We start from the raw sequence: 25652 nt of genomic DNA, 5'->3' as shown, positions 1-25652 counted from the left end.
CCATGTGGGCCCGCCGACCTAACCGGTTAACAGAGAAGGGCACCCCTCCATGAGCACACGACTCGGGGCCGCCGTGGCGGCGCTCCTGTCGCTCCTCCTCACGATGCTGATCCTCCCCGCCGCCCCGGCGCACGCCGCCGTCGGGCTCCGGGTCAGCGGCACCAGGATCGTCGAGGCCAACGGGAACGCGTTCGTCATGCGCGGCGTCAGCCACGCCCACACCTGGTACACGAGCCAGACGGGCGCCTTCGCGCACATCAAGGCGCTGCGCGCCAACACCGTACGGGTGGTGCTGAGCGGCGGCCGGTGGCCCGCCAACGGCGCCTCCGACGTCGCCAATATCGTCTCGCTGTGTCGGCAGAACCGGTTAATATGCGTGCTCGAAAACCACGACACCACCGGCTACGGCGAGCAGAGCGGCGCGTACACGCTGGACCAGGCCGTCGACTACTGGAACAGCGTCAAGAGCGCGCTCACCGGCACAGAAGACTTCATCATCGTCAACATCGGCAACGAGCCGATCGGCAACAACAACCCCTCGTCCTGGACCTCCGCCACCATCGACGCCATCACCCGGATGCGCGGCCTGGGCTTCCAGCACCTGCTGATGGTGGACGCGCCCAACTGGGGCCAGGACTGGCAGTCCGTCATGCGGGACAACGCGCAGCGGGTGGCCGACGCCGACCCGCAGGACAACACGGTCTTCTCCGTCCACATGTACGGCGTCTACGACACCGCCGCCGAGATCACCGCGTACCTGGACGCCTTCCGGACCGCCGGGCTGCCGCTGGTCATCGGCGAGTTCGGGCACAACCACAGCGACGGCAACCCCGACGAGGACACGATCATGGCACAGGCCCAGTCGCGGGGCATCGGCTACATCGGCTGGTCGTGGAGCGGCAACGGCGGCGGGGTCGAATACCTCGACATGGTGAACAACTTCGACCCGGCCAGCCTGACCTCCTGGGGGCAGCGCATCTTCAACGGCGCCAACGGCATCGGGCAGACCTCGCGCGAGGCGACGTACTTCGGCGGCGGCGGCACCGACACCACCGCCCCCACGACGCCCGGCACCCCGTCCGCCGCCGCCATCACCTCCGGCGGCGCGACCCTCACCTGGACCGCCTCCACCGACTCGGGCGGCTCGGGACTGGCCGGTTATGACGTCTACCGGGAGCAGGGCAGCAACGACACCCTGCTCGGGCAGAGCGTCACCAGCTCCGTCACGCTCACCGGGCTGAGCCCCTCGACGCAGTACCAGGTGTACGTCCGCGCCCGCGACGGCGCGGGCAACCAGTCGGGCAACTCGCCGCCCGCCACCTTCACCACCACCTCGGGCGGCGGCAACGGCGGCGGCTGCACCGCCGCCGGCACCGTCCAGACCCAGTGGAGCGGCGGGTACGTGGTACAGCCGGTCACCGTCACCAACGGCGGCACCTCCGGCATCACCGGCTGGAGCGTCACCTTCACCCTGCCCGCCGGCCACACCCTGGCCGGCTCGTGGAACGCCTCGGTCTCGGTGAGCGGCCAGACGGTCACGGCCAGGAACGCCGCCTACAACGGCACCCTGAGCGCCGGCGGCTCGACGAGCTTCGGCTTCCAGGTGACCCGCCCCACCGGCAACACCGCCACCGTCTCCTCCTACACGTGCGCGGCCTCCTGACGTGAGGCGAAGGGCCCGCCTCCCCACGGCTCAGGGAAGGCGGGCCCGGTCCTCGGAAGGGGTGGCCAGGAGCGGGAGGGTGACCTCCACGCGGGTGCCGGTGCCGGGTGAGCCGGTGACCACACAGACGCCGCCCAGTTCTGCGGCGCGTTCGCGCATCGATCCCAGACCGACGCCGGCGCGGGGCGTGTCCGGGAGGCCCTTGCCGTCGTCGGTGACCAGGACGCGCAGGCGGCCATCCTCGCGCTGGACGGTGATCGCGGCCGTAGTCGCCTCGGCGTGGCGGCGGACGTTCGTCAGGGACTCCTGGACGATGCGGTAGACGGCCACCTCGACGGCGGCGGGGAGGTCGTCCAGGTCGCCTTCGACCTCCACCGTGACCTCAGGGGACGAACCGGCGGCGCCGTCCGCCGCCTCGGGCTGGGGCCCGCCGGCGAGGCCGTGGAGGGCGCCGGCCAGGCCGAGGTCGTCGAGGGCGGGCGGGCGCAGGCCGTACACCAGCTCCTTGACGTCCTGGGTGACGGCGCCCATGCCGGTGGACAGCTCCCGCAGCAGCTCGCCCGCCGCCTCGGGAGAGGATGTGAGCGTGAGGCGGGCCATGTTCACGGTCATCGCCATGGCCGACAGGCTCTGGCCGAGCCCGTCGTGCAGGTCGCGGCGCAGCCGGCGGCGCTCCTCCTCGCGCGCGGTCAGGATGCGCTCGCGGGAGCGCTGCAGGTCGGCGGCCATGCGTACGGCGTGGGCGACGTCGGCGGCGTACGGCGTGAGCGTGCCCAGCACCCGGTCGTTGTGCGCGGCGGGGAAGCGGCGCGGCCCCGGCGGCCCGACGAGCAGCCGCCCGACCCGGGTGCCGTGCCAGACCAGCGGCACCTCGCGCGGCGACGGACCCACCCGGCCGCTCTCGACGTAAGGGGGCTCCCCGTCGGTCACCTCGACGGCGACGCCCTCGACCGCGAGCCCGTCGCGCAGCACGCTCACCACCGAGGTCAGCGCCTCGGCCGGGTCGCCGCGCCGGACCGCCTGGGTGAGCCGGGCGGCCAGCACGGCGGGGTCGCCGACGGAGCCGTACAGGAGCCGGTCCACGGCCCGCTGGAGCGCCCGCCGCAGCGGGTGGAAGAAGACGCCGGCGAACAGCGCGGCGGCGACCCCGGCGACCTGGTGGTAGCCGGAGACGAGCAGCCCGGACAGCGCGCCCGCGCCGAAGTAGACGGCGCTGACCACGGCCACCACCCCGGCCGCCACGAACGCCCGGCTGATCACGGTGTCGATGCCGTAGAGCCGGTACCGCATGACGGAGAACGCCACCGCGAACGGGATGGCCGCCGCCCACGCGACCGCCGGCCAGATCAGAGCGGGCCAGATCGCGGCCCCGACGAGGAAGACGATGTACCCGGCGAAGGCGAACATGGGCCAGCCGATCTGCCGCCGCACCTCGGGCCCGGCGCGCCGCATGCGCACCGCCATCGACAGCCACGCCAGCGCCATCGCGGTGTAGATGCCGACCCAGCTCGCTACGTCCACCACGTCCAGGTACGGCGCCAGCGCGGGCGCCTGCGTCGGGTTGGGGATGACCTCGGGGTACGGGTAGCCCGCGCGCGGCGGCGTCACCCTGATCAGGGCCCGCACGGTGGCGGTCCCGAGCGCGGCGGCGCCCAGCCACAGGACCGGCCGCCAGCGCCTGGACGGCAGGCGGCCGTCGGGCGAGTAGAGCGGCAGCACCATGGTCAGCGTCAGGCCGCAGATCGCCCAGCCGAGCTGGGCCGGGACCCGTAACCAGCCGGCCATGAGCAGCTCGCCGTCGGCGGCGACCCGGAACATCAGCATCCTGGCCAGGTCGCTGACCCCGGCGGCCGTCCCGCCGATGACCATGAGCCAGGCCATGTTGAGCTGGGGCCGGTGGTGGAGCAGGAACGCGCCGACGGCGGGGAAGGTGAAGATGACGGCGGTCTGCGGGCTCGCCATCTCGGGCGGCGTCCACTCCGGCGGCAGCCCGAGGTAGACGAGGACGGCGAGCAGGCCGAGCAGCGGCGAAGCCACCGCCAGGACGGCCGCGAACACCACCCCGCCGGTGAGCCGCCGCCCCTCCTCCGCCAGCGGCTCGACCTCGCCGCCGGGACGTTCGGCCATCGTGCTCCGCCCGCCTCCCCGGGCCGCCCTTCTCCGGCCGGCCCGCACGCCTCGCGCCGGCCGACGGGGGTGCCGGCGGCCGCTGTCCTGGCCCCGGCCGAACGCGCGGGGCCTGGACAATATAGGCGTTAGCGGACGGTAACGGTGGCCTTCGATCCTGAGATCGGTAGCCAGACACGCATGGTGGCGGGACCCCGGTTGCCCCACCGGTGATAAGGGACGAGCCGCAGCCGCACGTCGCCGCCCCCGCCGGTCGCGGACGGAGCCCCGTACGGCCAGCCGCCGTTCGCCCCTGAGCCGATCGCGGCCCCCACCTCCAGCTCCACCACGCCGTCGCCCTCGTGCTCCACGGGCGGCTCGGCGTGCGCGGTCAGGTCGCCGAGCGGCGGCTCGTCGGCCACCGACTCCGCGCAGTAGACCAGCGGCCCCCGCTCGACCGCCGCGCTCCCCCGCAGCGCGTCGATGCGCCGGTCCGGGAAGGTCCAGCGCGGCCGCATCGGCAGCTCGAGCCGCAGCTCGTCGCCGGCCCGCCAGGGCCCGTCGGCGGCGACGTAGCCGGGCTCGGCGGGCCGCACCCGCGGCTCCTCCCGCAGCGGCGCGTCGGGCGCCGACGCCGGCACCCTGGCCAGCGTCGCGTCCGCCGCCCACGCGGGCACCCGTACGGCGATGCGGCCCGCGCCGTCCTCCAGCACCCGGACGGTGACCGAGCCGGTCCACGGGTAGCCGGTCTCGACCCGCAGCGCGAGCCCGCCGTGCCGGATCTCGGCCGGGGTGAGGTGGTGGATGACGACGCCGTCACGGGAGCCCGCGGCCACGTACGCGGGGAGCGAGGCGAGCGTGCGGGCGATGTTGTTCGGGCAGCACGAGACGTCGAACCAGGGCGAGCGCAACCCGCCCTCGGCCGCGTGGTTGACCCCGTCGAGCGGCGTCGCGGGCACCCGCACGTGCAGCGGGTTGACGTAGAAGAACGAGCGGCCGTCGAGCGCGACGCCGGTGGCCAGCAGGTTGTACATCGTGCGCTCGGCCAGCTCGGCGTAGCGCACGTCGCCGGTGGCCAGCAGCAGCCGGTGCGACAGCATGATCGAGGCGATGCCGCCGCACGTCTCGTTGTACGCGCGGTCCGGCGGCAGCTCCCAGTCCTCCCCGTACGACTCGTCGGCATGCCTGGAGCCCATGCCGCCGGTCAGGTGGGTACGCCGGGCCACCGTGCGCTCCCACTGGGCCTCGACCGTCTTCAGCAGCTCCTGGTCCCCCGTCTCGACCGCCACGTCCACGACGCCGGAGGCCAGGTAGAGCGCGCGTACGACGTGCCCGCGGAACACCTGCGCCTGCCTGACCGGCACGTCGTCCTGGTAGTAGCCGCGCCCGAACGGGATGTCGGCCAGCGCGGGCAGGCCGCGCCGCTCGACGAAGCGGCGGGCCATCTCCAGGTAGCGCGCGGTGCCGGTGGCGCGGTACAGCTCGACCAGCGCCATCTCGATCACCGGGTGGCCGCAGGTCTCGGTGCCGTCCATGAAGCGGCGGCACACGTGGTCGGCCGCCTTGACGGCCACCTCGGTGAGCAGGTCGTCCCCGTACGTCCGCAGCCTGGCCACGCCCGCCTGGATGAGATGGCCGTAGCAGTACAGCTCGTGGCCCCACGCGAAGTCGGTGTAGCGGCTGCCCGACCAGCGGGTGTTGAGATAGCCGTCGCCCTCCTGAGCCTGCGCGACGGTCTCGGCCAGCGGGGGCAGGCCGGGATGCCCGGCCCAGGCCATCGCCTCCAGCAGCTTGTAGATCTCCGAGTCGCTGAACTCCCGGCCCCTGCGCGGCCGCTCGCCGCGGAAGTTGCCGATCCAGCCCTCGCGTTCCTCCCATTCCAGGCAGTGGGCGATCGTGACCTCGCGGTTGAGCGCCACGCGGTCGCCCCAGAAGCCGGGAAGGAGGCGTACCGCGTCGAGGCCGAGCGGGGACAGGGCGCCCGATGAGGGCAGGACAGGATCAGCCACGCAGAGCTCCTGACATGAATCCGCGCACGTAGTGGCGCTGCAGAACGACGAAGAGAACGAGACAGGGGATCGCCATCACCATGACGCCGGCCTGGAGCATGCCGTAGTCGATGGCGCCGAACGTGTGCTGCGTCATGCTCACCACGGCCACCGGCAGCGTGAACGACGAGCCGTCGTTGAGCAGGATGAGCGGCGCGAAGAAGTCGTTCCACGAGGCCAGGAAGGCGAACAGGCCCACCGTGACCAGCGCGGGCCGCACCGCGTGCAGCAGGATCCTGGCGAACGCGCGGAACGTGCCGCACCCGTCGACCAGCGCGGCCTCCTCCAGCTCGCGCGGCAGTGCCTCGAACGCGTTGCGCATCATGAACAGCGCGAACGGGAGCTGGAACATCACGAACACCAGCGACAGGCCCACCAGGGAGTTCTGCAGGCCGAGGTAGCCGAGCAGCACGTACAGCGGGATGAGGATCGTCGCGTACGGCACCATGAGGATCGCCAGCGTGGCGAGGAACAGCAGGTTCTTGCCGGGGAAGTCGAAGCGGGCGAAGCCGTAGCCGCCGAGCGCCGACACCAGCAGCGTGCCGCCCACCGTCATGGCGGACACCAGGACGCTGTTGGCCGCGTACGTGTCGAGCCCCTCGCCGAAGCTCGCCATCTCCAGGTAGTTGGACGGCTCCTCCAGCGAGGCGTACCCGCTCCACACCAGCGGGAACAGGAACAGCACCGCCAGCGCGGACAGCGTGAGGGAGCGACTCACCTGAGCCTCCTCATCATCAGCGCGTTCAGGCCGACGAGGGCCAGCAGCAGCACGACCGACAGGGCCGCCGCGCCGCCGAGGTCGAAGCGGAAGAACGCGTCCCGGTAGATGACCATCACCATGGAGACCGTGCTGTTGTCCGGGCCGCCGTTGGTGAAGACGAAGAACTGGTCGAAGGCCAGCAGCGAGCCTGTGACGCTGAGGATGAGCATCAGCGCCAGCGTGGGGCGCAGCAGCGGCAGCGTGATCCTGGTGAGGATCTGCCAGCGGCCCGCCCCGTCGCTGCGCGCGGCCTCGTACACCTCGGTCGGGATGGCCTGCAGGCCGGTCAGCAGGATCAGCATGTTGAAGCCGGCGAAGCGCCAGAGCACCAGCGTGATCGTGGAGAACAGCGCCATGTTGGGCGTGCCGATCCACTTGACCGGCTCGCCGGTGACGCCGAGCGCCTGGAGCATCGGGTCGATGGGGCCGAAGTCGTTGTTCAGCATGCCGTAGAACAGCAGGCCCGCCGCGGCGAAGCCGACCGCTCCCGGCAGGAAGAACGCCGTCCTGAAGAACGCGACGCCCGGCCTGCGCTCCTGCACCAGCAGCGCGAGGCCGAGCGCCACCAGCGACAGCAGCACGGTCGTGATCGCCGTGTACTTCAGCGTGAAGAGCACCGCGTCCACGAACAGCGGGTTGTCGGCGATCTTCGTGTAGTTGTCCGGCGCGTTGAACGTCGCCGGGCCGAGCAGCGGCCAGCGGTTGAGCGACATCCAGACGACCAGCACCAGCGGCGCGACGAACAGCACGCCGACGATGACCGCCGTCGGGGCGGCGTACAGCCAGCCCTGCACCTTCCTGCTGCTGCGCCACCGGGCGGAGGGCGCGGAGTGCGCCGCCCGCCGCCCGGATCTGCCGGCGGTCAGCGTCATTGCTGCAGCGACTTCGTGATCTCGGCGTTCAGCTGGGGCACCTTCGAGGCGTCGCCGAACACCGCCTCGCGGGCCAGCCGCAGCCACGGGCCCTGCGGGTCGTTGAAGGTCTGGCCGAAGCGCAGCGCGTACGGCGTCCGGCCCTTGGCCACCAGCGAGTTGATGAGCACCACCCGCGGGTCCTCGGCCGAGTACGTGTTGCCGGCCAGGTCGGTGCGCGCGACCACGTCTTTGTTCTTGGCCATGACCTCGACCTGCGCCTCGTCGGACACCGTCCAGGACAGGAACTCCCAGGCCGCGTCCGCGTGCTCGGTGGTCGCCGCGATGCCGACGGAGTCGCCGCCGACGAACGTGGACTCGCCGCCGTCGGGGCCGGCGATGGGGGTGACGCCGATCTTCATGTCCTTCGGCATCAGGCCGAGCGTGGTCGAGGGCATCGGCATGACGCCGATCTCGCCCTTGGGGAAGAAGCCGGTCCAGGTCGGGCCCTGCTCCTCCTTGGCGGTCGGTCCCGTGGCCTTCTTCTCGTACAGCTCGCGCCAGATCCTGAAGACCTCGGTCATCGCCGGCTGGTCGTTGAGCGAGGCGGTGCCGTCGTCGTTCATGACCTGGCCGCCGGCCGCCCAGACCGAGGGCCAGAAGGTGAAGACGTAGCAGCCGCCGCAGTTGCCGCCGAAGAACGTGCCGTGGACCTTGCCGTCCTCGCCGAGCTTGTCCTGGATGGTGGTGGCGTGCTCGGCCAGCTCCTTGAGCGTCTTCGGGCCCTGCTCGGGGTCGAGCCCGGCCTTGTCGTACAGGTCCTTGTTCCAGAACCAGACCGACAGGTCCAGCGTGTGCGGAAGCGTGTACTGACGGCCGTCCAGCGTGCCGAGCTTCATGTGCGAGGGCGCGAGCTTGTCCTTGTACGGCAGCTTCGCGATGCGGTCGGTCAGGTCCATGAACAGGCCCTGGGAGGTGTAGTTCGGGACGAAGATGACGTCGGCCGCGAACACGTCGGGCAACTGCTTGGCCCCGGCTGCGGCGGCGATGCGGGGCTGGTAGTTGTCGGTGGGGATGACGGTCAGCTCGACCTGGTTCTTGTGGCTGCTGTTGTATGCCTGGACCAGGCGTTCCGTCTGGGTCTGCGTGGCCGCGCGAGTCCACATCGTGATCGTCACGGGGCCGTCCGCGGGCTGCCCGCCGTCGCCGCCGCCGCTGTTGCCGCAGGCTGCGGCTGTGAGCGCTAACACCGAGAAGAGGGAGATCCCTGCCAGCCTTCGTCTCATGATGTGCTCCTGCACTTAAAGGTTTTCGGAAACGTAGAAGAAACGTGAGGCCGTGTCAATGGGTGCTAAGGTGCTAAGCAGTTCCCATAGACCGAAAAGGGTTTCGAAGTATGGCGGGTAAGCGGGCGACCATCAACGATGTGGCCTCGCTGGCGGGGGTGTCCATCGCCACGGCCTCCAAGGCGCTCAACGGGCGTCAGGACGTGCGCGCGGCCACGCGCGAGCGCGTGCTGGCCGCCGCGGCGGAGCTCTCCTTCCAGCCGAACGCCCTGGCCAGGGGGTTGCTGTCCGGGCAGACGCGCACGGTGGGCCTGCTCACCTCCGACAGCGTCGGCCGGTTCGGCATCCCGGTGCTGCTCGGCGCGGAGGACGCGTTCGGGGCCGGGGAGATGGCTGTGCTGCTGTGCGACGCGCGCGGCGACGCCATCAGGGAGCAGCACCACGTACGCGCGCTGCTGTCGCGGCGGGTCGACGGGCTCATCGTGGTGGGCGAGAGCACCAACCCGCGGCCGTCGATCAGCAAGGACCTGCCGGTCCCCGTCGTCTACGCCTACGGCCCGTCCGAGGACCCCGGCGACGTCTCGTTCGTGCCCGACGACGTGGGCGCCGCCGCCATGGCCGTCCAGCACCTGCTCGCGCTCGGCCGGCGCCGCATCGCGCACATCACCGGGCCCGCCCACTACAAGGCGGCCCGCGACCGCGAGGAGGGCGTGCGCAGGGCGCTCGCCGAGGCCGGCGTCGAGCAGGCCGGGCAGACCCTGTCGGGCGTGTGGTCGCAGCGGTGGGGGCGGCACGCGGCCGAGATGCTGCTGATGGCCGAGCCGGAGATCGACGCGGTGTTCTGCGGCAGCGACCAGATCGCCGCCGGGTTCGTCGAGGGCGCCAGAGAGCGGGGACGGCGCATCCCCGACGACATCGCGGTGGTCGGTTACGACAACTGGGAGGTGCTCTCCACCGAGACCAGGCCCGCCCTGACCACCGTCGACATGAACCTCGAAGTGCTCGGCCGAACGGCCGCCCAGCACCTGTTCGCGGCCATCGACGGCAAGGCGACGCCCGGCGTGCACACGCTGCCGTGCCAGCTCGTCATCCGCGACTCCACCGCCCCGCCCGGCATCTCCTGAGGGTGGTGTGCGTCCGTGATCCGCGGGGTGGTTTGCTAGAAGCATGCCTGATCTCGTGGTGGACGGCGGCGACAAGCTGTGCGTGCAGTTGCTCATCGAGTTGCGCGGCCACGTGCGCGAGGCCGGGCCCGGCGCGGTGATCCACCTGATCGCCACCGATCCGGCCGCGCCCGTCGATCTGCCGGCGTGGTGTCACATGACCGGGCACGCCTACCTCGGGCCCGTCGAGGGGGCCGAGCGGCCGACGTACGCGCTGCGCGTGGCCGGCGACGCCAAGGAGACGCAGGAAGCGAAGCCCTGGCACGCGGCTTAAGCGGTTAATATCAGTCCGTGAAACGTCCCACGATCGCCGACATCGCCAGCCGTGCGGGGGTCTCCAAAGTAGCGGTCTCCTACGCGCTCAACGGCCAGCCAGGGGTGTCGGATGCGACGCGGGCACGGATCGTCGCCATCGCCGAGGAGATCGGCTGGCGGCCCAACAGCGCCGCCCGCGCGCTCAACGGCGCCCGGGCCAACTGCGTCGGGCTCGCGCTCTGCCGGCCCGCGCGCATCCTCGGCGTCGAGCCGTTCTTCATGGAGCTGATCAGCGGCATCGAGGGCGTGCTCGCCGACCGCTCCTACGGCCTGCTGCTCCAGGTGGTCACCAGCCACCAGCAGGAGAGCGAGGTCTACCGCACCTGGTGGGGCGAGAGCCGCATCGACGGCGTGTTCCTCGTGGACCTGCACTACGCCGACTCCCGGGTGGCCGAGCTTGAGCGGCTCGGCATGCCCGTCGTGGTCATCGGGCATCCGTCGGAGTCGGGCTCGCTGTCGGCCATCTGGTCCGACGACGGCGAGGCGGTGCGCGAGACCGTCGGCTACCTCGTGGCGCTCGGCCATCGCCGCATCGCCCGGGTGGCCGGGCTGCCCGCGCTGGTGCACACGGCGGTCCGCGACCAGGCGTTCGTGCAGGCGTGCGAGGGCGTGGCCGAGCACGTCATCGTGCACACCGACTACACCGGCGAGGAGGGCGCGCGGGCCACCAGGCGGCTGCTCAGCTCCACCGACCGGCCCACCGCCATCGTCTACGACAACGACATCATGGCCGTCGCGGGGCTGTCGGTGGCGCAGGAGATGCGGGTGGAGGTGCCGCGCGACCTGTCCATCGTGGCGTGGGACGACTCGCCGCTCGCCCAGGTCGTACGCCCGCCGCTGACCGCTCTCACCCGCGACATCCCGGCCTACGGCGCGCACGCGGCGCAGCGCCTGCTGGCCCTCATCGCGGGCGAGAGCGTGCCCCCGTACGAAGACCGCGCCGCCAGCCTCACCCCGCGTGGCAGCACCGGCCCCGTCGCCTGAGACGCCCCTGCGCGGCACGTGCCGCGAGCGGCGGGCGGGGCGGCTGGCAGACCGCCTCTCCCTGGCCCGCGGCACGTGCCGTCCCCTCCTCCGCGGCGAGTCTCAGGGAAGCCGCCCCCGCGTCCCCCGCGCGGAGACGGCTCCGAACCTACCGAGTGAGGAAGAGACGTTCTGAGTACCTCTGTACCCGAACGTGATCTGAAAGGGAGCGAATCGTAACCTTTCGCGCACGGTCACGGGGGAGCGTAAGGCGGGGCCGGCCGGGTAGGCGGGCGAGTATGACCGAGGCTTTCGACACCGACATGCTGTGGGAACAGTTCCACCGGACCGTCAACATGAACTCCGAGGAGTTGCGCGCCTATCTGCTCGCCGAGGCCTCCGGCGAGGAGAGCTTCCCCGCCGACCCCGATCTCGGCATCGACGAGCTGGGCCGGGGCGTGCTGCACGTTCTGACCAAGCGCAAGGGCGACCTCACCGGGGCCGACCTCGACGTGATGCGCCGGGTCGTGGAGATCGTCGAGACCAAGGGCGACCGTACGGACGACGACTCACGGCGGGAGCTGATGTCCGTGGGCCATGATCCCTTGAGAGGATGACTCCGTGATCGAGCCGCGTCCCTGGATCGAGGGGTATGTCCGAGCCTGGAACTCCAACGACCCCGACGACATCGCCGCGTTGTTCACCGAGAGCGCGGTCTACTACCCCGAGCCTTTCAGCAGGCCCTGGCAGGGGCGCGACGAGATCATCTCGCAGTGGCTGGGCCGGCAGGACAAGCCTGGCGAGGCAGACTTTCAATGGCATCCGGTTTGTGTGACGGACGATGTGAGCATCATCCAGGGAGTTACGACATATCCGGACAAAACGTACAGCAATCTATGGGTGATCCGATTCGGACCCGACGGGCGGTGCCGGGAATTCACCGAATGGTGGATGCAGCACGACCTCAAGTGATGCAATGGGCCGAACCGTCTTCACCCGAGGAGATCCGTTGAGAGACAACCTCGACCTCGCCGCGAGCGCCCAGGAAATGGCCGACGCCGCCCCGACGGGATCGATCGACCGCGCCGCCGCCACGTCCGTGGCCATCACCCTGGCCACCACCCGCGACATCGACGACGCGAGAAAGACCCTGGACGGCGTGACGCCGGCCGAGGTCCGCGAAGCGGCCCTCGCCCTCTTCGACCGCCTCGCCACCGCCTGACCAGCCCCACCCCTCCTCAGTGGTGATCGCCGCCGGTCTTCGCGGGCTCGCCGAGGCGGGCGGCGAAGGCGCGGCGGCCTCGGGGTCGCGGTGCAGCCGGATCGCGTGGTTCAGGGCCATGGCCAGGCCCGTCAGCTCGAACGCCAGCCCGGCGAGCGGGGCGGCGTGCGTCCCGGCGGACGCCGAGGGACAGGCGGCGTCCTTCCGGTTTGGCGATGGATGCGCGATGGTTAGGGCAACTTGCACCGCGAAGTAAGGAGACCTGTGGCCAGTCCCGGCACGATCGACACTCGAGGCAGTGATTTCGCCCGACTAGCCCATCGCATCACGGACGCCGGCCTGCTGAACCGGCGCCCTGTTTACTACGCCGTGCGGATGACCATCGCCGCCGTCGTGTACGCCGGTTGCTGGGCATTGTTCGCCTGGCTCGGCGACTCCTGGCTCCAGCTGCTGCTGGCCGCCGTCCTGGCAGTGGTCTTCGGGCAGCTCGGCTTCCTCGCCCACGACCTCGGCCATCGCCAGGTCTTCAGGACGCGGCGGCCGAGCGACGTCGCCGGCCTGATCGTCGGCAATCTCGGCATCGGCCTGGGCTGGGGGTGGTGGAACACCAAGCACAACCGCCACCACGCCAACCCCAACCACGAGGACCACGACCCCGACGTCTCCCCCGCGGTGATCGTCTGGTCGGAGGATCAGGTGGCGCGCAGCTCCGGCTTGCCCCGGTTTATCGCGAAATATCAGGCTTATTGGTTCTTTCCGCTGCTCACGCTCGAAGCCTGGCACCTGCACGTCGCCAGCTTCAAGGCGCTGCTGAACCCCGCCGCCAAGCGCCGCAAGCTGGAGCTGACCCTGCTGGTCGTGCACGCCGTGATCTACCTCGGCGCGGTCTTCGCCGTGCTCTCGCCCGGCAAGGCGGTGCTGTTCCTGATCGTGCACCAGGGCCTGTTCGGGGTCTACCTCGGCAGTACGTTCGCACCCAACCACAAGGGCATGCCCGTCCTCACCAAGGACGACAAGCTGGACTTCCTCCGCAAGCAGGTGCTCACCTCGCGGAACGTGCGCGGCGGCTGGTTCACCGACATCGCGCTCGGCCAGCTCAACTACCAGATCGAGCATCACCTGTTCCCCAACATGCCGGCGCCCAACCTGCGCAAGGCACAGCCCATCGTCGAGCGGTACTGCGCCGAGATCGGCGTCAGCTACCTGGAGACCGGCCTGTTCGAGTCGTACGGGCAGGCGCTGTCCCACCTGCACGAGGTGGGCGCCGCCCTACGCCACCCCCCTGCCGCGACCGTCGGCTGACCTCCCAGGAGGGCGGCCGGTCAGCGGGTGCCCTCCTTGTCGCCTCCTGTCTCCAGCTTCTGCAGCAGCCCGTCGCGGCGGCGTTCGAGCTCGGCGATGAGCTCGACCTGCTCATCCGCCTGGCTGATCATCGCCCCGATCTCGACCTGGTCGGTCGCGCCGATGTCCCTGATCTGGTCGCGGATCTCCTGGTTCTCGGCGCGCAGCCGGGCCAGATCCGCTTCGATCTGCTGGAGTTCGTCCTTGGTGCTCATGCACGGGCTCTACCCAGCAGTACCCGGGCGATTACCGGGCAGCGCGGGCAACGTCCAGAATGGGAGCCATGTCGAGGCTCTCCACCGGCACGATCGTGTCGCTCGCGATCTGCGCCGCCGTGCTGGCGGGCCTCGTCGTCACCTACGTCACCCGCCGCCCCGTCGAGCTCAACGCGCTCGACGTCGTGCTGCCGCTGGCCGCCTGCGGCGCGCTGCTGGCGCGGCGGCGGCACCCGGTCGCCGCGGTGATCGTGGCGGCGGTCTCGACCGTCGCCTACTACCCGTACGCGAAGCTCGACGGGCCGCTCATCGTGGTGATCTTCGTCGCCCTCTACACCGCCGCCGACCGGGGCCACCTGGCCGCCGCCGTGGCGACGGGCGCGGCCGCGCTGCTGGCCATGGGCTACGGCGAGAGCGGCGGCGTCCGGCACGTGGACGACAGCATGTTCATCATGATCGCCGGGTGGGTGGTGGCCGCCATCGCGTTCGGCGGCGTCACCCGCAACCGCCGCGCGTACCTCGAAGCGGCCAGGCAGCTCGCGCTCGACGCGCTGCGCACGAAGGAGGAGGAGGCCAGGCGGCGGGCCGGCGAGGAGCGGCTGCGCATCGCGCGCGAGCTGCACGACGTGATCGGCCACAACATCTCCATGATCAACGTGCAGGCCGCGGCGGCGCTGCACGGGCTGAAGAAGCGGCCAGAGGACGCCGAGGCGGCGCTGCGCACGATCAAGGACACCAGCAAGGAGACGCTGCGCGAGCTGCGCACCACGCTGGGCGTGCTGCGGCAGGTGGACGAGGACGCGCCGACCGGGCCCGCCGCCGGGCTCGCACGGCTGGACGAGCTGGTCAAGGCGTCGGGACTGCGGGTCCGTACGGAGACGTCGGGCCCGCTGGACGCGCTGCCCACCGAGGTCGACCTGGCCGCCGCCCGCATCATCAGGGAGGCGCTGACGAACGTCTCCCGCCACGCGGGCACCGACGAGGCGGCCCTCACCGTCACCAACAAGTCCGGAAATATCATCATCTGCGTGGAAGATGAGGGCCCGGGCGCCCCCTACGACGGCGGCACCGGCTACGGCATCCAGGGCATGCGCGAACGCGCCACCGCCCTCGGCGGCACGCTGGAGGCGGGCCCCCGCCCAGAGGGCGGCTTCCGCGTCACCGCCCGCCTCCCCCTCACCCCATGACCCACCCCGCTCACGAACGAGGCTCGATGATCCGCGTACTGCTCGCCGACGACCAGACCCTGGTACGCGCCGGATTCCGGTCGATACTCAGCGACGAGGACGACATCGAGGTGGTGGCCGAGGCCGCCACCGGCGCCCAGGCGATCGACGGAGCCCGCGAGCACCGCCCCGACGTGGTGCTCATGGACATCCGCATGCCCGAGCTCGACGGCCTGGAGGCCACCCGCCGCATCGCCGGCGACCAGGCGCTCGGCGACGTCAAGGTGATCATCCTGACCACGTTCGACCTGGACGACTACGTCTACGGAGCGCTGCGCGCGGGCGCCAGCGGCTTCCTGGTGAAGGACACCGAGCCGGCCGAGCTGATCCACGCCGTCCGGGTGGTGGCGAGGGGCGACGCCCTCATCGCGCCGTCGATCACCCGGCGGCTCATCGCCGAGTTCGCCGGCCGGGTCAAGCGCCCCGACCCGGGCCCCGAGCTCAACGCGCTCACCGAGCGGGAGCGCGAGGTCATGACGCTGGTGGCGGGCGGCCTGTCCAACGACGAGATCGCGGCCCGGCTCGTGGTCAGCCCCGCCACCGCGAAGACGCACGTCAGCCGCATCCTGACCAAGCTCGGCGTGCGCGACAGGGCGCAGCTCGTGGTCATCGCGTACGAGGCCGGCATGATCACACCGGGCTGGCTTACTCCCTGAGGTGTACGCCGGCGGCCGCCTGTCATCCCAGGAGGTACGCCGGCTGCCCGCCGTGGACGGACGCGGCGGGCGAAGCCGCAGGCGGAGGCTCGACGGCATGGACACCGTCGACCTCGCCCGCCTGCAGTTCGCGCTCACCGCGGGCGCGCACTTCCTGTTCGTCGCGCTGACGCTCGGCCTCGCGACCCTGCTCGCGGTCGTGCAGACCACGGCGACGTTCTCGGGCAAGGACGTCCACCTGCGGATGACCCGGTTCTGGGGCCAGCTCTACATCATCAACTACGCGATGGGCATCGTCACCGGCCTGGTGATGGAGTTCCAGCTCGGGCTGTCGTGGAGCGGGCTGACGAACTACGCGGGTGACGTGTTCGGCTCGGCGCTGGCGATCGAGACGCTGGTGGCGTTCTTCGTCGAGTCCACGTTCCTCGGCTTGTGGATCTTCGGCTGGAACAAGCTGAACCGGTGGGCGCACCTGGCGCTCATCTGGGTGGTGACGCTCACCGCGTACGCGTCGGCGTTCTGGATCCTCGTCGCCAACGGTTTCCTGCAGAACCCGGTGGGCCACGTGGTGGAGGGCGGACGGCTGCGGCTGACCGACTTCGGCGCGATGGTGGCGAACCCGGCGGCGCAGGCGGCGTTCTGGCACGTGCTGGTGGGCGGGCTGATCGTCGGCGGATTCTTCATGGCGGGGGTGAGCGCCTACCACCTGCGCCGCCGCACACCCGAGTGGGAGCTGTTCCGCAAGTCGCTGCGCATCGGGATCGGCGTCGCGCTGCCCGCGACCTTCCTCAACGCCGTCATCGGCGGGCTCTCGTTCCAGACCCTGCAGCCCGAGAAGTCCGCCGCCTGGTCGGCCGACGCGGACCGGCTGGCCGCACTCCAGGCGGAGCTGGTCGTCAGTCTCGGGCCCGGCGACCACCTGCCGGACGTCGGCTGGGTGCGGGCGGGCGGCCTGGTGATGATCATGCTGTGGCTGCTGATGATGGCGGTGGCGGGCCCGAGCTTCCTGCTCATGCTCATCCAGCCGGCCGTGTACCGGTTCCGGTTGTGGCACTGGGTGCTGACGCTGATGATCCCGGTGCCGTTCGTGGCCATGCTGGGCGGCTGGGTCTTCCGCGAGATGGGCCGCCAGCCGTGGGTCGTGTACGGGCTGCTGCGCACGTCGGAGGCCATGTCGCCGGTCACGAGGGCACAGGCGGCGTTCTCCGTGCTCGCCTTCGCCACCGTCTTCGCGGTGCTGACCGCCGTCAACACCTGGCTGCTGGCCAGGCACGCCCGTCGCGAACCCGGCGCGGTGGCGCTGGGCGACCGGCCGGTCGAGACGCCCGTCCCCGTCCCCTCGTTCTAGGAGCCCCCCGCACATGGAGATCTTCGTACTGGCCTTCTTCGCGCTCGGCTACCTCGTGCTGGCCGGGGCCGACATCGGGGTCGGGATGGCGCTGCCCTACCTGGGCAGGACGCCGGGCGAGCGGCGCGAGGTGATCGCCGCGATCGCGCCGTTCTTCCTCGGCAACGAGGTGTGGCTGGTCGCCACGGCCGGGGTGCTGGCCGGGCTGTTCCCGCGGCTGGAGGGCGAGCTGCTGCACGGCAACTTCGTCATGGTGGTGACGCTGCTGCTCGCGTGGGTGGTGCGCGACATGGGGCTGTGGCTGCGCGGGCGGGTGCCGGGGGCGCGCTGGCAGACTCTTTGGGACGGCGCCATCGTGGCAGGCAGCTGGGGGCTGGCGATCAGCCTCGGCGTGATCCTGTCCGGGGTGCTGCTCGGCATCGAGGGGCCGGTCGCGCTGCTGCCCGCGCTGGTGGTCGCCGCGCTGTTCTGCGCGCACGGGCTGGCGTTCGCGGCGCTGCGGCTGCGCGGCGAGCTGCGGACACGAGCCGCCGTGGCGTCGGGCGGGGCCGGCGAGGCGGGCACGTACGCGCTGACGTCCGCGGCGATGCTGGTCGTGGGGGTGCTGGCCGGGCTCCGGCTGCCGCTGGAGCCCGGCACGTCGGGGCCGCTGCTGGTGCCGATCGTCCTCACCCTGCTCCCGTTCCTGGTGGCGGCGCAGGCGTGGGTGTGGTGGACGTTCCGGCACCGGGTCAGCGGGCCCTCCTACCTCTAGAACAGCGGCCGGCCGTCCCTGGCCGGCTTCCAGTTGGAGGCGGCGAAGCCGGCCGGGTCGATGGTGCGCTGCGCGGTGGCGGTTCGACCTTGGCGTAGGAGGAGGCCAGCGGCGTGCCCTGGAGGGTGTCACCCGAGTCGAACAGCAGCGCACTGGGATGAATCACCCGTTGGTCTCCTTGGTGACGAAATTCCTGATCAGCCGGGTGACCTCCTCCGGACGCTCGTGGAGGACCACGTGGCCGCTGTCGAGTTCGGCGTACGCACTGCCCGGGATGGCCGCGTGCAACGCGCGGGCGTGCTCGACCGGGATCAGGTAGTCCTTGGCCGCCCCGACGACCAGGGTCGGCGCGGTGATCTTCGGCAGCGCGTCCCTGACGTCCACCCGCAGGGCCAGGTCGATCTGGCGCAGGGCGCCGGGCGGCGGGTCCCCCGCCATCAGGGTCTGCACGCCGATCTCGCCGACGAACCCGGGGCTGAAGGCCATGAGCGGCCCGTACGCGGCGTAGCTCTCCCGATCGGTTTCCGACAGCCTGGCCCACGTACGCAGGCCCAGCTCAAGGCGGGAGTCGGCGAGGTGGGTCCAGCCCGCGATCAGCACCAGCCGCCTGACCAGCTCGGGCCGCTCGGCCGCGATGGTGACCGCGACCGCCGCGCCCAGCGAGAACCCGACCAGGTCCGACGGCCCCTCGAAGGTGGCGGCGACCTGGTCGGCGAGCAGATCGAGAGTGAGGTCGCCGCCGTGGTCGAAGGTCCGGCCGCTGCCGGCGTAGTCGGGGGCGATGACCGTGCGGATGTCGGACAGGCCGTGCATGAGGTGGGCGTAGTTGGTCTCCGCGTCGCCGGACGCGCCGTGCACCAGCACCAGGCCCGGCCCGCTGCCCTCCTTGCGGTAGTGGACGTCTCCCAAGGCGTGAGCGGCTACAGACATGCGAACGTCTCCTTGCTTTAGTGATCGCTACAGAAAAATAGCATAGCGACCGCTATAGAATTGCCGCATGGCCAGACGGCGAGGATTCGACAGGGACGAGGCGCTGGAGAGCGCGCTGCGCACGTTCTGGCAGCACGGCTACGAGGCCACCTCGGTCGCCACGCTGACGACCGCGATGGGCATCAACCCGCCCAGCCTGTACGCCGCCTTCGGCGACAAACGCCGCCTGTTCGAGGAGTCCGTCCAGCGCTACCAGGAGACCTACGGCGCCTTCGCCGCCCGCGCCCTGACCGACGAGCCCACCGCCCGGGAGGCCGTCGAGCGCGTGCTGCGGGACGCGGCCCACGAATACTCCCGCGCGGACCACCCGCACGGCTGCATGATCATCAGTGCCGCCGTCAACTGCGAGTCGGCCGAGGTGGTCGAGCTGCTGCGCGGGTTCAGGGAGGCGACCAAGGCGGCGATCAGGCAGCGCATCGACGACGACGTCAGCGCGGGCCGCCTGCCGCCCGGCACCGACACGGACGGGCTCGCCACCTTCTACGCCGCGATCATCCAGGGCATGTCCACCCAGGCCCGCGACGGCGCCTCCCTCCGCGAGCTGCTCGCGGTCGCCGACCGCGCCATGGCCGCCTGGCCGGTCGTCACCGCGACTTGACCGAGGCGTCCTCAGGGGAGACCCCGGGCTCCGAGGCGCGCAGCCAGCGGCAGCCGTACGGGTCGAGCGTCAGGCGGACGACGCCGTCGTCCGGCACCTCCAGCGTGCCGTCCACCAGCAGGTCCGTCAGCCGGCAGCGCTCCAGGCCGTCCAGGTGCAGCTCCACGTCCTGCGGCGCGTCCGACAGGTTGTGCAGGACCACCACTGTGGCGCCGTCGGCGTCGCAGCGGTGCGCCAGCACGGCGTCGGGGCCGCCGTCCAGCACCGTGTACGCGCCCCACGCCAGCTCGGGGCACTCCCGGTAGCGCTCGATGAGGAGCTGGAACCAGCGCAGTAACGAGTCGGGGTCCCGCTTCTGCGCCGCCACGTTGACGTGTGCGGGACCGTAATCACCCTCGACCATCGGGCGCACCGGCTCGGTCCGGCTGAAGCCGCCGTCCTGCGACCACTGCATGGGCAGGCGGACCGCCATGCGGCCCTCCGCCGCGAGGTCCTCCCCCATGCCGATCTCCTCGCCGTAGAAGATCACCGGCGTGCTGGGCAGCGAGAACAGCAGGCTGTACGCCATCTTCACGCGCCGCTCGTCCCCGCCGAACATCGGCGGCAGCCTCCTGCGCAGGCCGCGTCCGAAGATCTGCATGTCCTCCTCCGGCCCGAACGCCGCGAAGACCTCCTGCCGCTCGCCGTCGGTGAGCTTGTCGAGCGTCAGCTCGTCGTGGTTGCGCAGGAACATCGCCCACTGGCAGTCCTTCGGCGGCTCGGGCCGCTCGCGCAGCGCCGCCGCCAGCGGCCGCGCGTCGCCGCGCGCCATCGACAGCCACGCCTTCTGCATGCCGACGAAGTCGAAGCACATGGTGAGCTGGTCGCCCAGGCCGTCGCCGAAGTACCCCATCAGCTCCTTGTACGGCAGGTTCACCTCGCCGAGCAGGACCGACCCGCCCATGCGCCGGGTCATGAACGCCCGCAGGTCCGCCAGGAACTCGTGCGGGTCCGCCAGCTCGGGATCGACGTTGTCGATGAGGAACGGCACCGCGTCCACCCTGAACCCCGACAGCCCCAGCTCCATCCAGAAGCCGAGTATGCGGGTGATCTCGTCCCTGACCTGCGGGTTGCTCACGTTGAGGTCGGGCTGGTGCCGGTAGAAGCTGTGCAGGTAGTACTGGCCGGTGCGCTCGTCGTACTCCCAGACGCTGTTCTCCTTGTCGGGGAAGACGACCTGGTCAGGCTCCGGCTCGGGGGTGTCCTTCCAGACATACCAGTCGCGCAGCGGCGAGTCCCGGCTCGACCGCGACTCCGCGAACCACGGATGCTGGTCGGAGGTGTGGTTGACGACCAGGTCCGCGATCACGCGCAGGCCCCGGTCGTGCGCCGTGCGCATGAACTCCACGAAGTCGCCCAGCGTGCCGAGCCGGGGATCGACCGTGTAGAAGTCGGTGATGTCGTAACCGTCGTCCTTGTTGGGGGTGGGGAAGAACGGCATCAGCCACAGGCACGTCACGCCCAGGCCCGCCAGGTAGTCGATGTGCTGCGTCAGGCCGCGGAAGTCGCCCACGCCGTCGTCGTTGCCGTCCTTGAACGTCTCCACGTCCAGGCAGTAGACGACGGCGTTCTTCCACCACACGTCGGAGGTGTACGTCAGTCGCATCCGCCTCCGCTACCCAGCGCGTCCGCCGTCACGCGAGCGTGCGTACGGCGTCCTCCACGAGCTGCCAGAACGCGGGCACGTCCACACCGGTGGCCACGTTCGCGTTGGGCGGGCGGTTGAGCTTGCCCAGCAGGTCGACGCAGGTCGCGCCCGAGGTCTCGGTGCCGTGCAGCTCGACGTCCACGCGGGTGCGGACGGTCGTCACCAGCCCCGGCCTGGCCACCAGGGCCACCGCCACCGGGTCGTGCAGCGGGCCGTCCGGCATGCCCTGGTCGGTCTCGTACGTGGAGTTGAAGAAGTTGAGCAGCTCCACCCCGAACGCCGCCGTCCTGTTGCCCACCGCCTCGATCCGCGCGATCACCTCTTGGGTGGCCAGGACCTGGTGGGTGACGTTCAGCCCGACCATCGTGAACGGCACCCCCGTGCCCAGCACGATCGCCACCGCCTCGGGGTCGGTCCAGGCGTTGAACTCGGCGTACGGGGTGACGTTCCCCCTCCCCGTCGAGCCGCCCATCCAGACCACCTCCCTGATCATCGGGAGGCGGTCGGGGCAGGTGCGGGCGAACATCGCCACGTTCGTCAGCGGCCCGGTCGCCACGATCGTCACCGGCTCGCCGGCGGCGTCGAGCGTGTCCCTGATCAGCTCGATCGCCGAGCGCGCGTCGGCCTCCACCGTTGGCTTCGGCAGCTCTGGGCCGCCCAGCGCGTTGTCCCCGTGGATCCACTCGGCCGGCCTCAGCAGCCGCACCATGGGGCTGTCGGCGCCCGGCGCGACCGGCACCCCCTCGATGCCGGCCAGGCTGATCACCACCCTGGCGTTGTAGGTGGTGTGGTAGAGCCGGCCGTTGCCACCGACGGTGGTGACGGCCCGCAGATCGATCGCGGGGTCCCCGGCCGCCAGCCAGATCGCGAAGACGTCGTCGTGCCCGGGGTCGCAGTCGAGGATCACGGGTGTCGGCATCGCCCCATGCTAGGCCCGTGGGCCCTGTCCGCCCAGGGGAACGGCAAGGTCAGCGGGCGGCCGGGGCGGCCTGCCTGGCTCTGAGCGCGATCTCCAGCTCGAAGCGGATGTCGGGGTCGGCGAGCTGGTCACCGTACAGCTCTTCGAGCTGCCGCAACCGGTAGCGGACGGTTTGGGGGTGGACGTGCAACTTAGCCGCCACCTCACCGGCACCCCTGCCATGCCGCAACCAGGCGAGCAACGTCTCGGCCAGCCGATCCTGCTGCGCCGGCCGCAGATGAGCCAGCGGCGCAAGCCGCACCTGAGCCAGGGCCCTGACCAGCTCCTCATCCTTGAACAGCACCAACGTCGCCATGTGCTCGGAGCACCACAACACCCCACCGGGCAGCACGCCCCGCCGCGACAACTCCAGCGCCTCTGCGGCCCACCGCAGCGACGTCCCCGCCGCCGCCAGGGGAACCGCGGGCCCGACCGCGGCCCTGCACCCCCGGAGAGCCCGCTCGATCACCTCCCCCTTCCCCTCGGGCTCCGGCACGAGGAGACACGGCACGTCGCGCTCCAAGCCCACCAACACATCAGAAGGCAACCCCCACAAGCAGGCCACCGCACCAGGACATCCCGCCGTCGAGGGTGACCGTCCTTTTGACGAGAGGGGACGGGGGTGACGCCGGCCGCAGGGGGCGCGGTGCCCGTAGCGGTGGAGTGGGTGGGAGCGAGGGCTATGCAGGCGACGGTGGCGGGGAGGGGCCAGGCGGCGGCTTGGGCGGCGTTGCTGAGGGCCTCCGCAGCGGAAGGCAGGCCGTTCAGGAGGAGGTTCAGCAGGTGGGCGCGGTGGCGGGTCAGGGCGTCGGGGAGGTGCGCCTTGGCCGCCTCGTAGCCTTCCGCTGCGGCTTCGGCGAGGTCGTCCAAGTAGGTGAAGACCTTCTCGCCCAGGTCGTGCAGGCATTCCGGGGGAAGCCCGAGGTCGGTGAGGCGGCGCCAGCCGACTCGGGCCCCGAGCCGTAAGGCCGACTGGAGGGGCTCCAGGGTGCGGCCCTCGGCGGCCTCGCCCTTGCCGATCAGCCGGAACGGCTCGGGGTCCCACGCCGCGCCTGGACGCTCGACGCGATCGACGAAGCCTTCGACGGCCTGCTCCACCGCCGTCCTGACGACCTTGGTGCGGAGCTCGTCCGAGGGCCGGGCGTACTCCGGGATGCGGGCCTGGATCTCCGCGGTCAGCTCGTCGGAGATCCGCCCGATGCCCGATCTGAGCGCGCGCACGGCGTCCCGGCGGCTGCCGCTGGTGTCACTCGTGGTGGCCATCGTCCCTCCTGTCGCCATTGTGACCCAGGCAACAGGAAAACAAGTGCTTGTTTGTTATCACTTCTGGAGGAAAGCCCCGAACTCCTCCACGTCGATCAGCCCGTCACCGTCCTTGTCCAGCTTCCGCACCCCTTCCTGGGCGGCCTCCAGCGTCACGGGCTGGCCGAGCACGTCCATCAGCCGGACCAGCTCGTCGGCGGAGATCCGGCCGTCCTTGTCGGCGTCGATGAGGTTGAAGGTCGTCGCGTAGTCGCTCATGTGGGGGGTCGCCCTTCCGCTTGATCCGATCGTCGGGTCAGACCTTAGTGGTGACGTGTCGCAACGCGTCGACGAATGCCATCACTTGTGGCCTGGTATCCCTTTCGCGCCAGGCAATGGCCAGTTCCCCGGGAGGCAGCCCGCTAACAGGCCGGTACGTCACCCCAGGTCGCCGGTAGAGCTCCGCGTTCCCCTCGGCCACCAGGACGACCCCGAGCCCGCTCGACACCGCCTCGAACACCTCCTCGGCCGTACCGGCGGTCACGCCGATCACCGGCGGCCCCGAACGATGCTCGACCCCGAGCCAGAAGTCACGCAGCGGCCCGGCCGCCGGGGGCAGCGCGATGAACGGCTCGTCCCGCAGCTCGTCGAACGGCACCTCCGCGAGCCCGGCCAGCCGGTGATCGGCGGGCATGGCGACCCCGCGCCGCTCGGTGACCAGCACATACGTCCGCAGCCCCGGCGGCACCGGCAACCACAGGAACGCCACGTCCGACGACCCGTCGCCCAGCCCGCCGCTCGGGTCCTCCCAGCCGACCAGCCGCAGCGACACCTCCCACCCCGGCATCACGGAACGGAACCGCCGCAGCGCCTCCTGCTGCAGCCCTCGCCCGACGGCGGTCTGCAGGCCGATGACGAGCGTGCCCGCGGGCCCCGCGGCCCGCGCCCGCTCGACCCCCGCGGCCCACTGTTCGAGCACGTCGCGGGCCACCGGCAGCAGCTCGGCGCCCTGCCGGGTGAGCACCACCCCGCTCGGCACCCGGTCGAACAGGCGGTGGCCGAGCTGCCGTTCCAGCACCCTGAGCTGCTTGGACAGCGCGGGCTGGGAGACGAAGAGCCGCTCGGCGGCGCGGGTGACGTTCAGCTCGTCGGCGACGGCGACGAAGTACCGCAACTCGCGCAAATGTACGTCCATAACCATCGGTTATAGCAAAGGGTCTTGGACGCGCGGCCCGGCGCGGCCCCAGGATCGTCGGCATGAAGACACGCACTCTTGGCGACGACCTGCGGGTCCCTGCTATCGGTTACGGCGCGATGGTGCTGTCACCCGGCATGTACGGCGAGGTTGACGACGCTCGCGGCGAGGCCGCGATCAAGGCGGCGCTGGACGCGGGCGGCACCCATGTGGACACCAGCGACGCCTACGGCCCCGACGGCCACAACGAGCGCCTGGTCGGCCGGGCGATCAAGGGCCGCAGGGACGAGGTGGTGGTCGCGACCAAGTTCGGCCTGGCGGTGCCCGAGGGCGAGCCGAGCCGGGCCCAGCCCGTCGGTTACGCCTTCGGCGAGCTGCGCGTGAACGCCGAGCCCCGCCTCGTACGCGGTTACGCCGAGCGCAGCCTGCGCAACCTGGGCATCGACGTGATCGACCTCTACTACGCCCACTATCCCGACCCCGGCGTGCCCATCGAGGAGACGGTGGGGGCGATGGCGGAGCTGGTGCGCGACGGCCTGGTGCGGCACCTCGGCCTGTCCAACCTGACGGCCGCCCAGCTCAGGGCCGCGCACGCGGTGCATCCCGTGGCGGCCGTGCAGACCGAGTGGTCGATGTGGCGGCCGATCGACGCCGAGCTGCTCGCCACGGCGCGCGAGCTGGGCGTCGGGATCGTCGCCTGGAGCCCGCTCGGCAACGGCTTCCTCGCCGGTACGGTCACCGCCCTCGGCGAGGACGACTTCCGCCGCAACGCCCCCCGCTTCTCGGCCGAGAACCTCGCCGGCAACAACGACCGCTACGCCCCCGTACGCGACCTCGCGGTGTCGCTCGGCATCACGCCGGCCCAGCTCGCCCTGGCCTGGCTGCTGCACCAGGACGAGCACGTGGTGCCGATCCCGGGCAGCCGCACCCCCGCCCACATCGAGGAGAACCTGGCCGCCGCCGACCTCATCCTCCACGAGGACACGCTGGCCAGGATCGACGACGCCCTCTCCCGCTTCAAGGTCACCGGCGCCACCCTCCTCTGACCGCCACCGGCCTCTGAGA

27 protein-coding genes are annotated in these 25652 nt (G+C 71.2%); 14 read left to right on the top strand and 13 right to left on the bottom strand.

What is annotated here, in order from left to right; all coding sequences use genetic code 11:
* Nucleotides 1-49 precede the first annotated feature (49 nt).
* Nucleotides 50-1663: a cellulase family glycosylhydrolase gene (locus tag ABZW11_RS10995; RefSeq protein WP_355415045.1), complete on the top strand. Its 1614-nt coding sequence runs from the start codon at nt 50-52 to the stop codon at nt 1661-1663.
* A 30-nt stretch (nt 1664-1693) separates the two neighbouring features.
* Here ABZW11_RS10995 and ABZW11_RS10990 read toward each other — a convergent pair whose 3' ends face one another.
* From ABZW11_RS10990 to ABZW11_RS10970, 5 genes are all read right to left on the bottom strand, one after another.
* On the bottom strand, nt 1694-3790 hold the full coding sequence (locus ABZW11_RS10990) for a sensor histidine kinase (protein WP_355415043.1): 2097 nt from the start codon (nt 3788-3790) through the stop codon (nt 1694-1696).
* 128 nt (nt 3791-3918) lie between these two features.
* A complete protein-coding gene (locus tag ABZW11_RS10985; RefSeq protein ID WP_355415041.1) occupies nt 3919-5778 on the bottom strand; it encodes a beta-L-arabinofuranosidase domain-containing protein in 1860 nt (619 codons plus the stop codon).
* Nucleotides 5771-6535, bottom strand: coding sequence for a carbohydrate ABC transporter permease (locus ABZW11_RS10980; RefSeq protein ID WP_355415039.1), 765 nt, complete (start codon nt 6533-6535; stop codon nt 5771-5773). The genes ABZW11_RS10985 and ABZW11_RS10980 overlap by 8 nt, the downstream gene beginning before the upstream one ends.
* A complete protein-coding gene (locus tag ABZW11_RS10975) occupies nt 6532-7449 on the bottom strand; it encodes a sugar ABC transporter permease (protein ID WP_355415037.1) in 918 nt (305 codons plus the stop codon). The genes ABZW11_RS10980 and ABZW11_RS10975 overlap by 4 nt, the downstream gene beginning before the upstream one ends.
* Complete coding sequence (locus ABZW11_RS10970; protein WP_355415035.1) at nt 7446-8714, bottom strand: sugar ABC transporter substrate-binding protein; 1269 nt, start codon at nt 8712-8714, stop codon at nt 7446-7448. The genes ABZW11_RS10975 and ABZW11_RS10970 overlap by 4 nt, the downstream gene beginning before the upstream one ends.
* Nucleotides 8715-8824: 110 nt before the next feature.
* Between ABZW11_RS10970 and ABZW11_RS10965 the strand changes: the two genes are divergently transcribed.
* The 7 genes from ABZW11_RS10965 (at nt 8825) to ABZW11_RS10935 (ending at nt 13679) form a co-directional block, all read left to right on the top strand.
* Nucleotides 8825-9838: a LacI family DNA-binding transcriptional regulator gene (locus ABZW11_RS10965; RefSeq protein ID WP_355415032.1), complete on the top strand. Its 1014-nt coding sequence runs from the start codon at nt 8825-8827 to the stop codon at nt 9836-9838.
* A gap of 43 nt (nt 9839-9881) precedes the next feature.
* The gene (locus ABZW11_RS10960; protein ID WP_345390997.1) at nt 9882-10151 is read left to right on the top strand and encodes a sulfurtransferase TusA family protein; all 270 of its coding nucleotides are present in this window, start codon (nt 9882-9884) and stop codon (nt 10149-10151) included.
* A 17-nt stretch (nt 10152-10168) separates the two neighbouring features.
* Nucleotides 10169-11176, top strand: coding sequence for a LacI family DNA-binding transcriptional regulator (locus tag ABZW11_RS10955; RefSeq protein WP_355415028.1), 1008 nt, complete (start codon nt 10169-10171; stop codon nt 11174-11176).
* Nucleotides 11177-11454: 278 nt separating this feature from the next.
* Nucleotides 11455-11772, top strand: a complete 318-nt coding sequence (locus ABZW11_RS10950) for a DUF3140 domain-containing protein (RefSeq protein WP_355415026.1) — start codon at nt 11455-11457, stop codon at nt 11770-11772.
* 4 nt (nt 11773-11776) lie between these two features.
* Nucleotides 11777-12127, top strand: a complete 351-nt coding sequence (locus tag ABZW11_RS10945; RefSeq protein ID WP_355415024.1) for a nuclear transport factor 2 family protein — start codon at nt 11777-11779, stop codon at nt 12125-12127.
* A gap of 37 nt (nt 12128-12164) precedes the next feature.
* Entirely contained in the window at nt 12165-12377 is a 213-nt protein-coding gene (locus ABZW11_RS10940; protein ID WP_345391009.1) for a hypothetical protein, read from the top strand.
* A gap of 375 nt (nt 12378-12752) precedes the next feature.
* Nucleotides 12753-13679, top strand: coding sequence for an acyl-CoA desaturase (locus ABZW11_RS10935; RefSeq protein WP_355415022.1), 927 nt, complete (start codon nt 12753-12755; stop codon nt 13677-13679).
* 20 nt (nt 13680-13699) lie between these two features.
* Here ABZW11_RS10935 and ABZW11_RS10930 read toward each other — a convergent pair whose 3' ends face one another.
* Complete coding sequence (locus ABZW11_RS10930) at nt 13700-13933, bottom strand: hypothetical protein (protein WP_355415020.1); 234 nt, start codon at nt 13931-13933, stop codon at nt 13700-13702.
* A 68-nt stretch (nt 13934-14001) separates the two neighbouring features.
* On the opposite strand from ABZW11_RS10930, the gene ABZW11_RS10925 reads away from it, so the two are divergent.
* The 4 genes from ABZW11_RS10925 to ABZW11_RS10910 all read left to right on the top strand — a co-directional run bounded on the left by ABZW11_RS10925 (nt 14002) and on the right by ABZW11_RS10910 (nt 17917).
* Nucleotides 14002-15120, top strand: a complete 1119-nt coding sequence (locus ABZW11_RS10925) for a sensor histidine kinase (RefSeq protein ID WP_355415017.1) — start codon at nt 14002-14004, stop codon at nt 15118-15120.
* Between the two features lie 26 nt (nt 15121-15146).
* Nucleotides 15147-15815, top strand: a complete 669-nt coding sequence (locus ABZW11_RS10920) for a response regulator transcription factor (protein ID WP_355415015.1) — start codon at nt 15147-15149, stop codon at nt 15813-15815.
* 97 nt (nt 15816-15912) lie between these two features.
* Nucleotides 15913-17163, top strand: a complete 1251-nt coding sequence (locus ABZW11_RS10915) for a cytochrome ubiquinol oxidase subunit I (RefSeq protein WP_355415013.1) — start codon at nt 15913-15915, stop codon at nt 17161-17163.
* Between the two features lie 13 nt (nt 17164-17176).
* Entirely contained in the window at nt 17177-17917 is a 741-nt protein-coding gene (locus tag ABZW11_RS10910) for a cytochrome d ubiquinol oxidase subunit II (RefSeq protein WP_355415011.1), read from the top strand.
* Between the two features lie 162 nt (nt 17918-18079).
* Here the strand turns inward: ABZW11_RS10910 and ABZW11_RS10905 are convergent, their stop codons facing one another.
* The gene (locus ABZW11_RS10905) at nt 18080-18847 is read right to left on the bottom strand and encodes an alpha/beta hydrolase (protein ID WP_355415009.1); all 768 of its coding nucleotides are present in this window, start codon (nt 18845-18847) and stop codon (nt 18080-18082) included.
* A 67-nt stretch (nt 18848-18914) separates the two neighbouring features.
* Between ABZW11_RS10905 and ABZW11_RS10900 the strand changes: the two genes are divergently transcribed.
* A complete protein-coding gene (locus ABZW11_RS10900) occupies nt 18915-19505 on the top strand; it encodes a TetR/AcrR family transcriptional regulator (RefSeq protein ID WP_355415007.1) in 591 nt (196 codons plus the stop codon).
* On the opposite strand, the gene ABZW11_RS10895 is transcribed toward ABZW11_RS10900, so the two are convergent.
* From ABZW11_RS10895 to ABZW11_RS10870, 6 genes are read right to left on the bottom strand one after another with little or no spacing between them, the layout of a single operon-like run.
* Complete coding sequence (locus ABZW11_RS10895) at nt 19492-21150, bottom strand: alpha-amylase family protein (protein ID WP_355415005.1); 1659 nt, start codon at nt 21148-21150, stop codon at nt 19492-19494. The two genes, ABZW11_RS10900 and ABZW11_RS10895, sit on opposite strands and share 14 nt — an antisense overlap.
* 28 nt (nt 21151-21178) lie before the next feature.
* A complete protein-coding gene (locus ABZW11_RS10890) occupies nt 21179-22111 on the bottom strand; it encodes a nucleoside hydrolase (protein WP_355415003.1) in 933 nt (310 codons plus the stop codon).
* 49 nt (nt 22112-22160) lie between these two features.
* Nucleotides 22161-22619 carry a helix-turn-helix domain-containing protein gene (locus ABZW11_RS10885; RefSeq protein WP_355415001.1) on the bottom strand — a complete coding sequence of 153 codons (459 nt, stop codon included), beginning with the start codon at nt 22617-22619 and terminating at the stop codon, nt 22161-22163.
* Entirely contained in the window at nt 22616-23413 is a 798-nt protein-coding gene (locus ABZW11_RS10880; protein WP_355414999.1) for a hypothetical protein, read from the bottom strand. The genes ABZW11_RS10885 and ABZW11_RS10880 overlap by 4 nt, the downstream gene beginning before the upstream one ends.
* Nucleotides 23414-23470: 57 nt before the next feature.
* Nucleotides 23471-23671, bottom strand: coding sequence for an EF-hand domain-containing protein (locus tag ABZW11_RS10875; RefSeq protein WP_355414997.1), 201 nt, complete (start codon nt 23669-23671; stop codon nt 23471-23473).
* Between the two features lie 37 nt (nt 23672-23708).
* A complete protein-coding gene (locus ABZW11_RS10870; protein ID WP_355414995.1) occupies nt 23709-24587 on the bottom strand; it encodes a LysR substrate-binding domain-containing protein in 879 nt (292 codons plus the stop codon).
* Nucleotides 24588-24649: 62 nt separating this feature from the next.
* On the opposite strand from ABZW11_RS10870, the gene ABZW11_RS10865 reads away from it, so the two are divergent.
* Nucleotides 24650-25633: an aldo/keto reductase gene (locus ABZW11_RS10865; RefSeq protein ID WP_355414993.1), complete on the top strand. Its 984-nt coding sequence runs from the start codon at nt 24650-24652 to the stop codon at nt 25631-25633.
* Nucleotides 25634-25652 lie beyond the last annotated feature (19 nt).

The organism is Nonomuraea sp. NPDC004580 (assembly GCF_040609855.1).
Lineage (GTDB): Bacteria > Actinomycetota > Actinomycetes > Streptosporangiales > Streptosporangiaceae > Nonomuraea > Nonomuraea salmonea.
Note: the sequence above shows the minus strand (reverse complement) of the source record. Positions and strands in the feature narration are given on the sequence as shown.

Excerpts from the sequence above, each read along its gene's own strand:
- ABZW11_RS10925 (WP_355415017.1), top strand. The coding sequence starts at position 14,002 with ATGTCGAGGCTCTCCACCGGCACGATCGTGTCGCTCGCGATCTGCGCC.
- ABZW11_RS10930 (WP_355415020.1), bottom strand. The coding sequence starts at position 13,933 with ATGAGCACCAAGGACGAACTCCAGCAGATCGAAGCGGATCTGGCCCGG.
- ABZW11_RS10970 (WP_355415035.1), bottom strand. The coding sequence starts at position 8,714 with ATGAGACGAAGGCTGGCAGGGATCTCCCTCTTCTCGGTGTTAGCGCTC.
- ABZW11_RS10880 (WP_355414999.1), bottom strand. The coding sequence starts at position 23,413 with ATGGCCACCACGAGTGACACCAGCGGCAGCCGCCGGGACGCCGTGCGC.
- ABZW11_RS10910 (WP_355415011.1), top strand. The coding sequence starts at position 17,177 with ATGGAGATCTTCGTACTGGCCTTCTTCGCGCTCGGCTACCTCGTGCTG.
- ABZW11_RS10920 (WP_355415015.1), top strand. The coding sequence starts at position 15,147 with ATGATCCGCGTACTGCTCGCCGACGACCAGACCCTGGTACGCGCCGGA.
- ABZW11_RS10965 (WP_355415032.1), top strand. The coding sequence starts at position 8,825 with ATGGCGGGTAAGCGGGCGACCATCAACGATGTGGCCTCGCTGGCGGGG.
- ABZW11_RS10895 (WP_355415005.1), bottom strand. The coding sequence starts at position 21,150 with ATGCGACTGACGTACACCTCCGACGTGTGGTGGAAGAACGCCGTCGTC.
- ABZW11_RS10890 (WP_355415003.1), bottom strand. The coding sequence starts at position 22,111 with ATGCCGACACCCGTGATCCTCGACTGCGACCCCGGGCACGACGACGTC.
- ABZW11_RS10995 (WP_355415045.1), top strand. The coding sequence starts at position 50 with ATGAGCACACGACTCGGGGCCGCCGTGGCGGCGCTCCTGTCGCTCCTC.
- ABZW11_RS10905 (WP_355415009.1), bottom strand. The coding sequence starts at position 18,847 with ATGTCTGTAGCCGCTCACGCCTTGGGAGACGTCCACTACCGCAAGGAG.
- ABZW11_RS10975 (WP_355415037.1), bottom strand. The coding sequence starts at position 7,449 with ATGACGCTGACCGCCGGCAGATCCGGGCGGCGGGCGGCGCACTCCGCG.
- ABZW11_RS10865 (WP_355414993.1), top strand. The coding sequence starts at position 24,650 with ATGAAGACACGCACTCTTGGCGACGACCTGCGGGTCCCTGCTATCGGT.
- ABZW11_RS10915 (WP_355415013.1), top strand. The coding sequence starts at position 15,913 with ATGGACACCGTCGACCTCGCCCGCCTGCAGTTCGCGCTCACCGCGGGC.
- ABZW11_RS10990 (WP_355415043.1), bottom strand. The coding sequence starts at position 3,790 with ATGGCCGAACGTCCCGGCGGCGAGGTCGAGCCGCTGGCGGAGGAGGGG.
- ABZW11_RS10870 (WP_355414995.1), bottom strand. The coding sequence starts at position 24,587 with ATGGACGTACATTTGCGCGAGTTGCGGTACTTCGTCGCCGTCGCCGAC.
- ABZW11_RS10950 (WP_355415026.1), top strand. The coding sequence starts at position 11,455 with ATGACCGAGGCTTTCGACACCGACATGCTGTGGGAACAGTTCCACCGG.
- ABZW11_RS10900 (WP_355415007.1), top strand. The coding sequence starts at position 18,915 with ATGGCCAGACGGCGAGGATTCGACAGGGACGAGGCGCTGGAGAGCGCG.
- ABZW11_RS10935 (WP_355415022.1), top strand. The coding sequence starts at position 12,753 with ATGACCATCGCCGCCGTCGTGTACGCCGGTTGCTGGGCATTGTTCGCC.
- ABZW11_RS10960 (WP_345390997.1), top strand. The coding sequence starts at position 9,882 with ATGCCTGATCTCGTGGTGGACGGCGGCGACAAGCTGTGCGTGCAGTTG.
- ABZW11_RS10875 (WP_355414997.1), bottom strand. The coding sequence starts at position 23,671 with ATGAGCGACTACGCGACGACCTTCAACCTCATCGACGCCGACAAGGAC.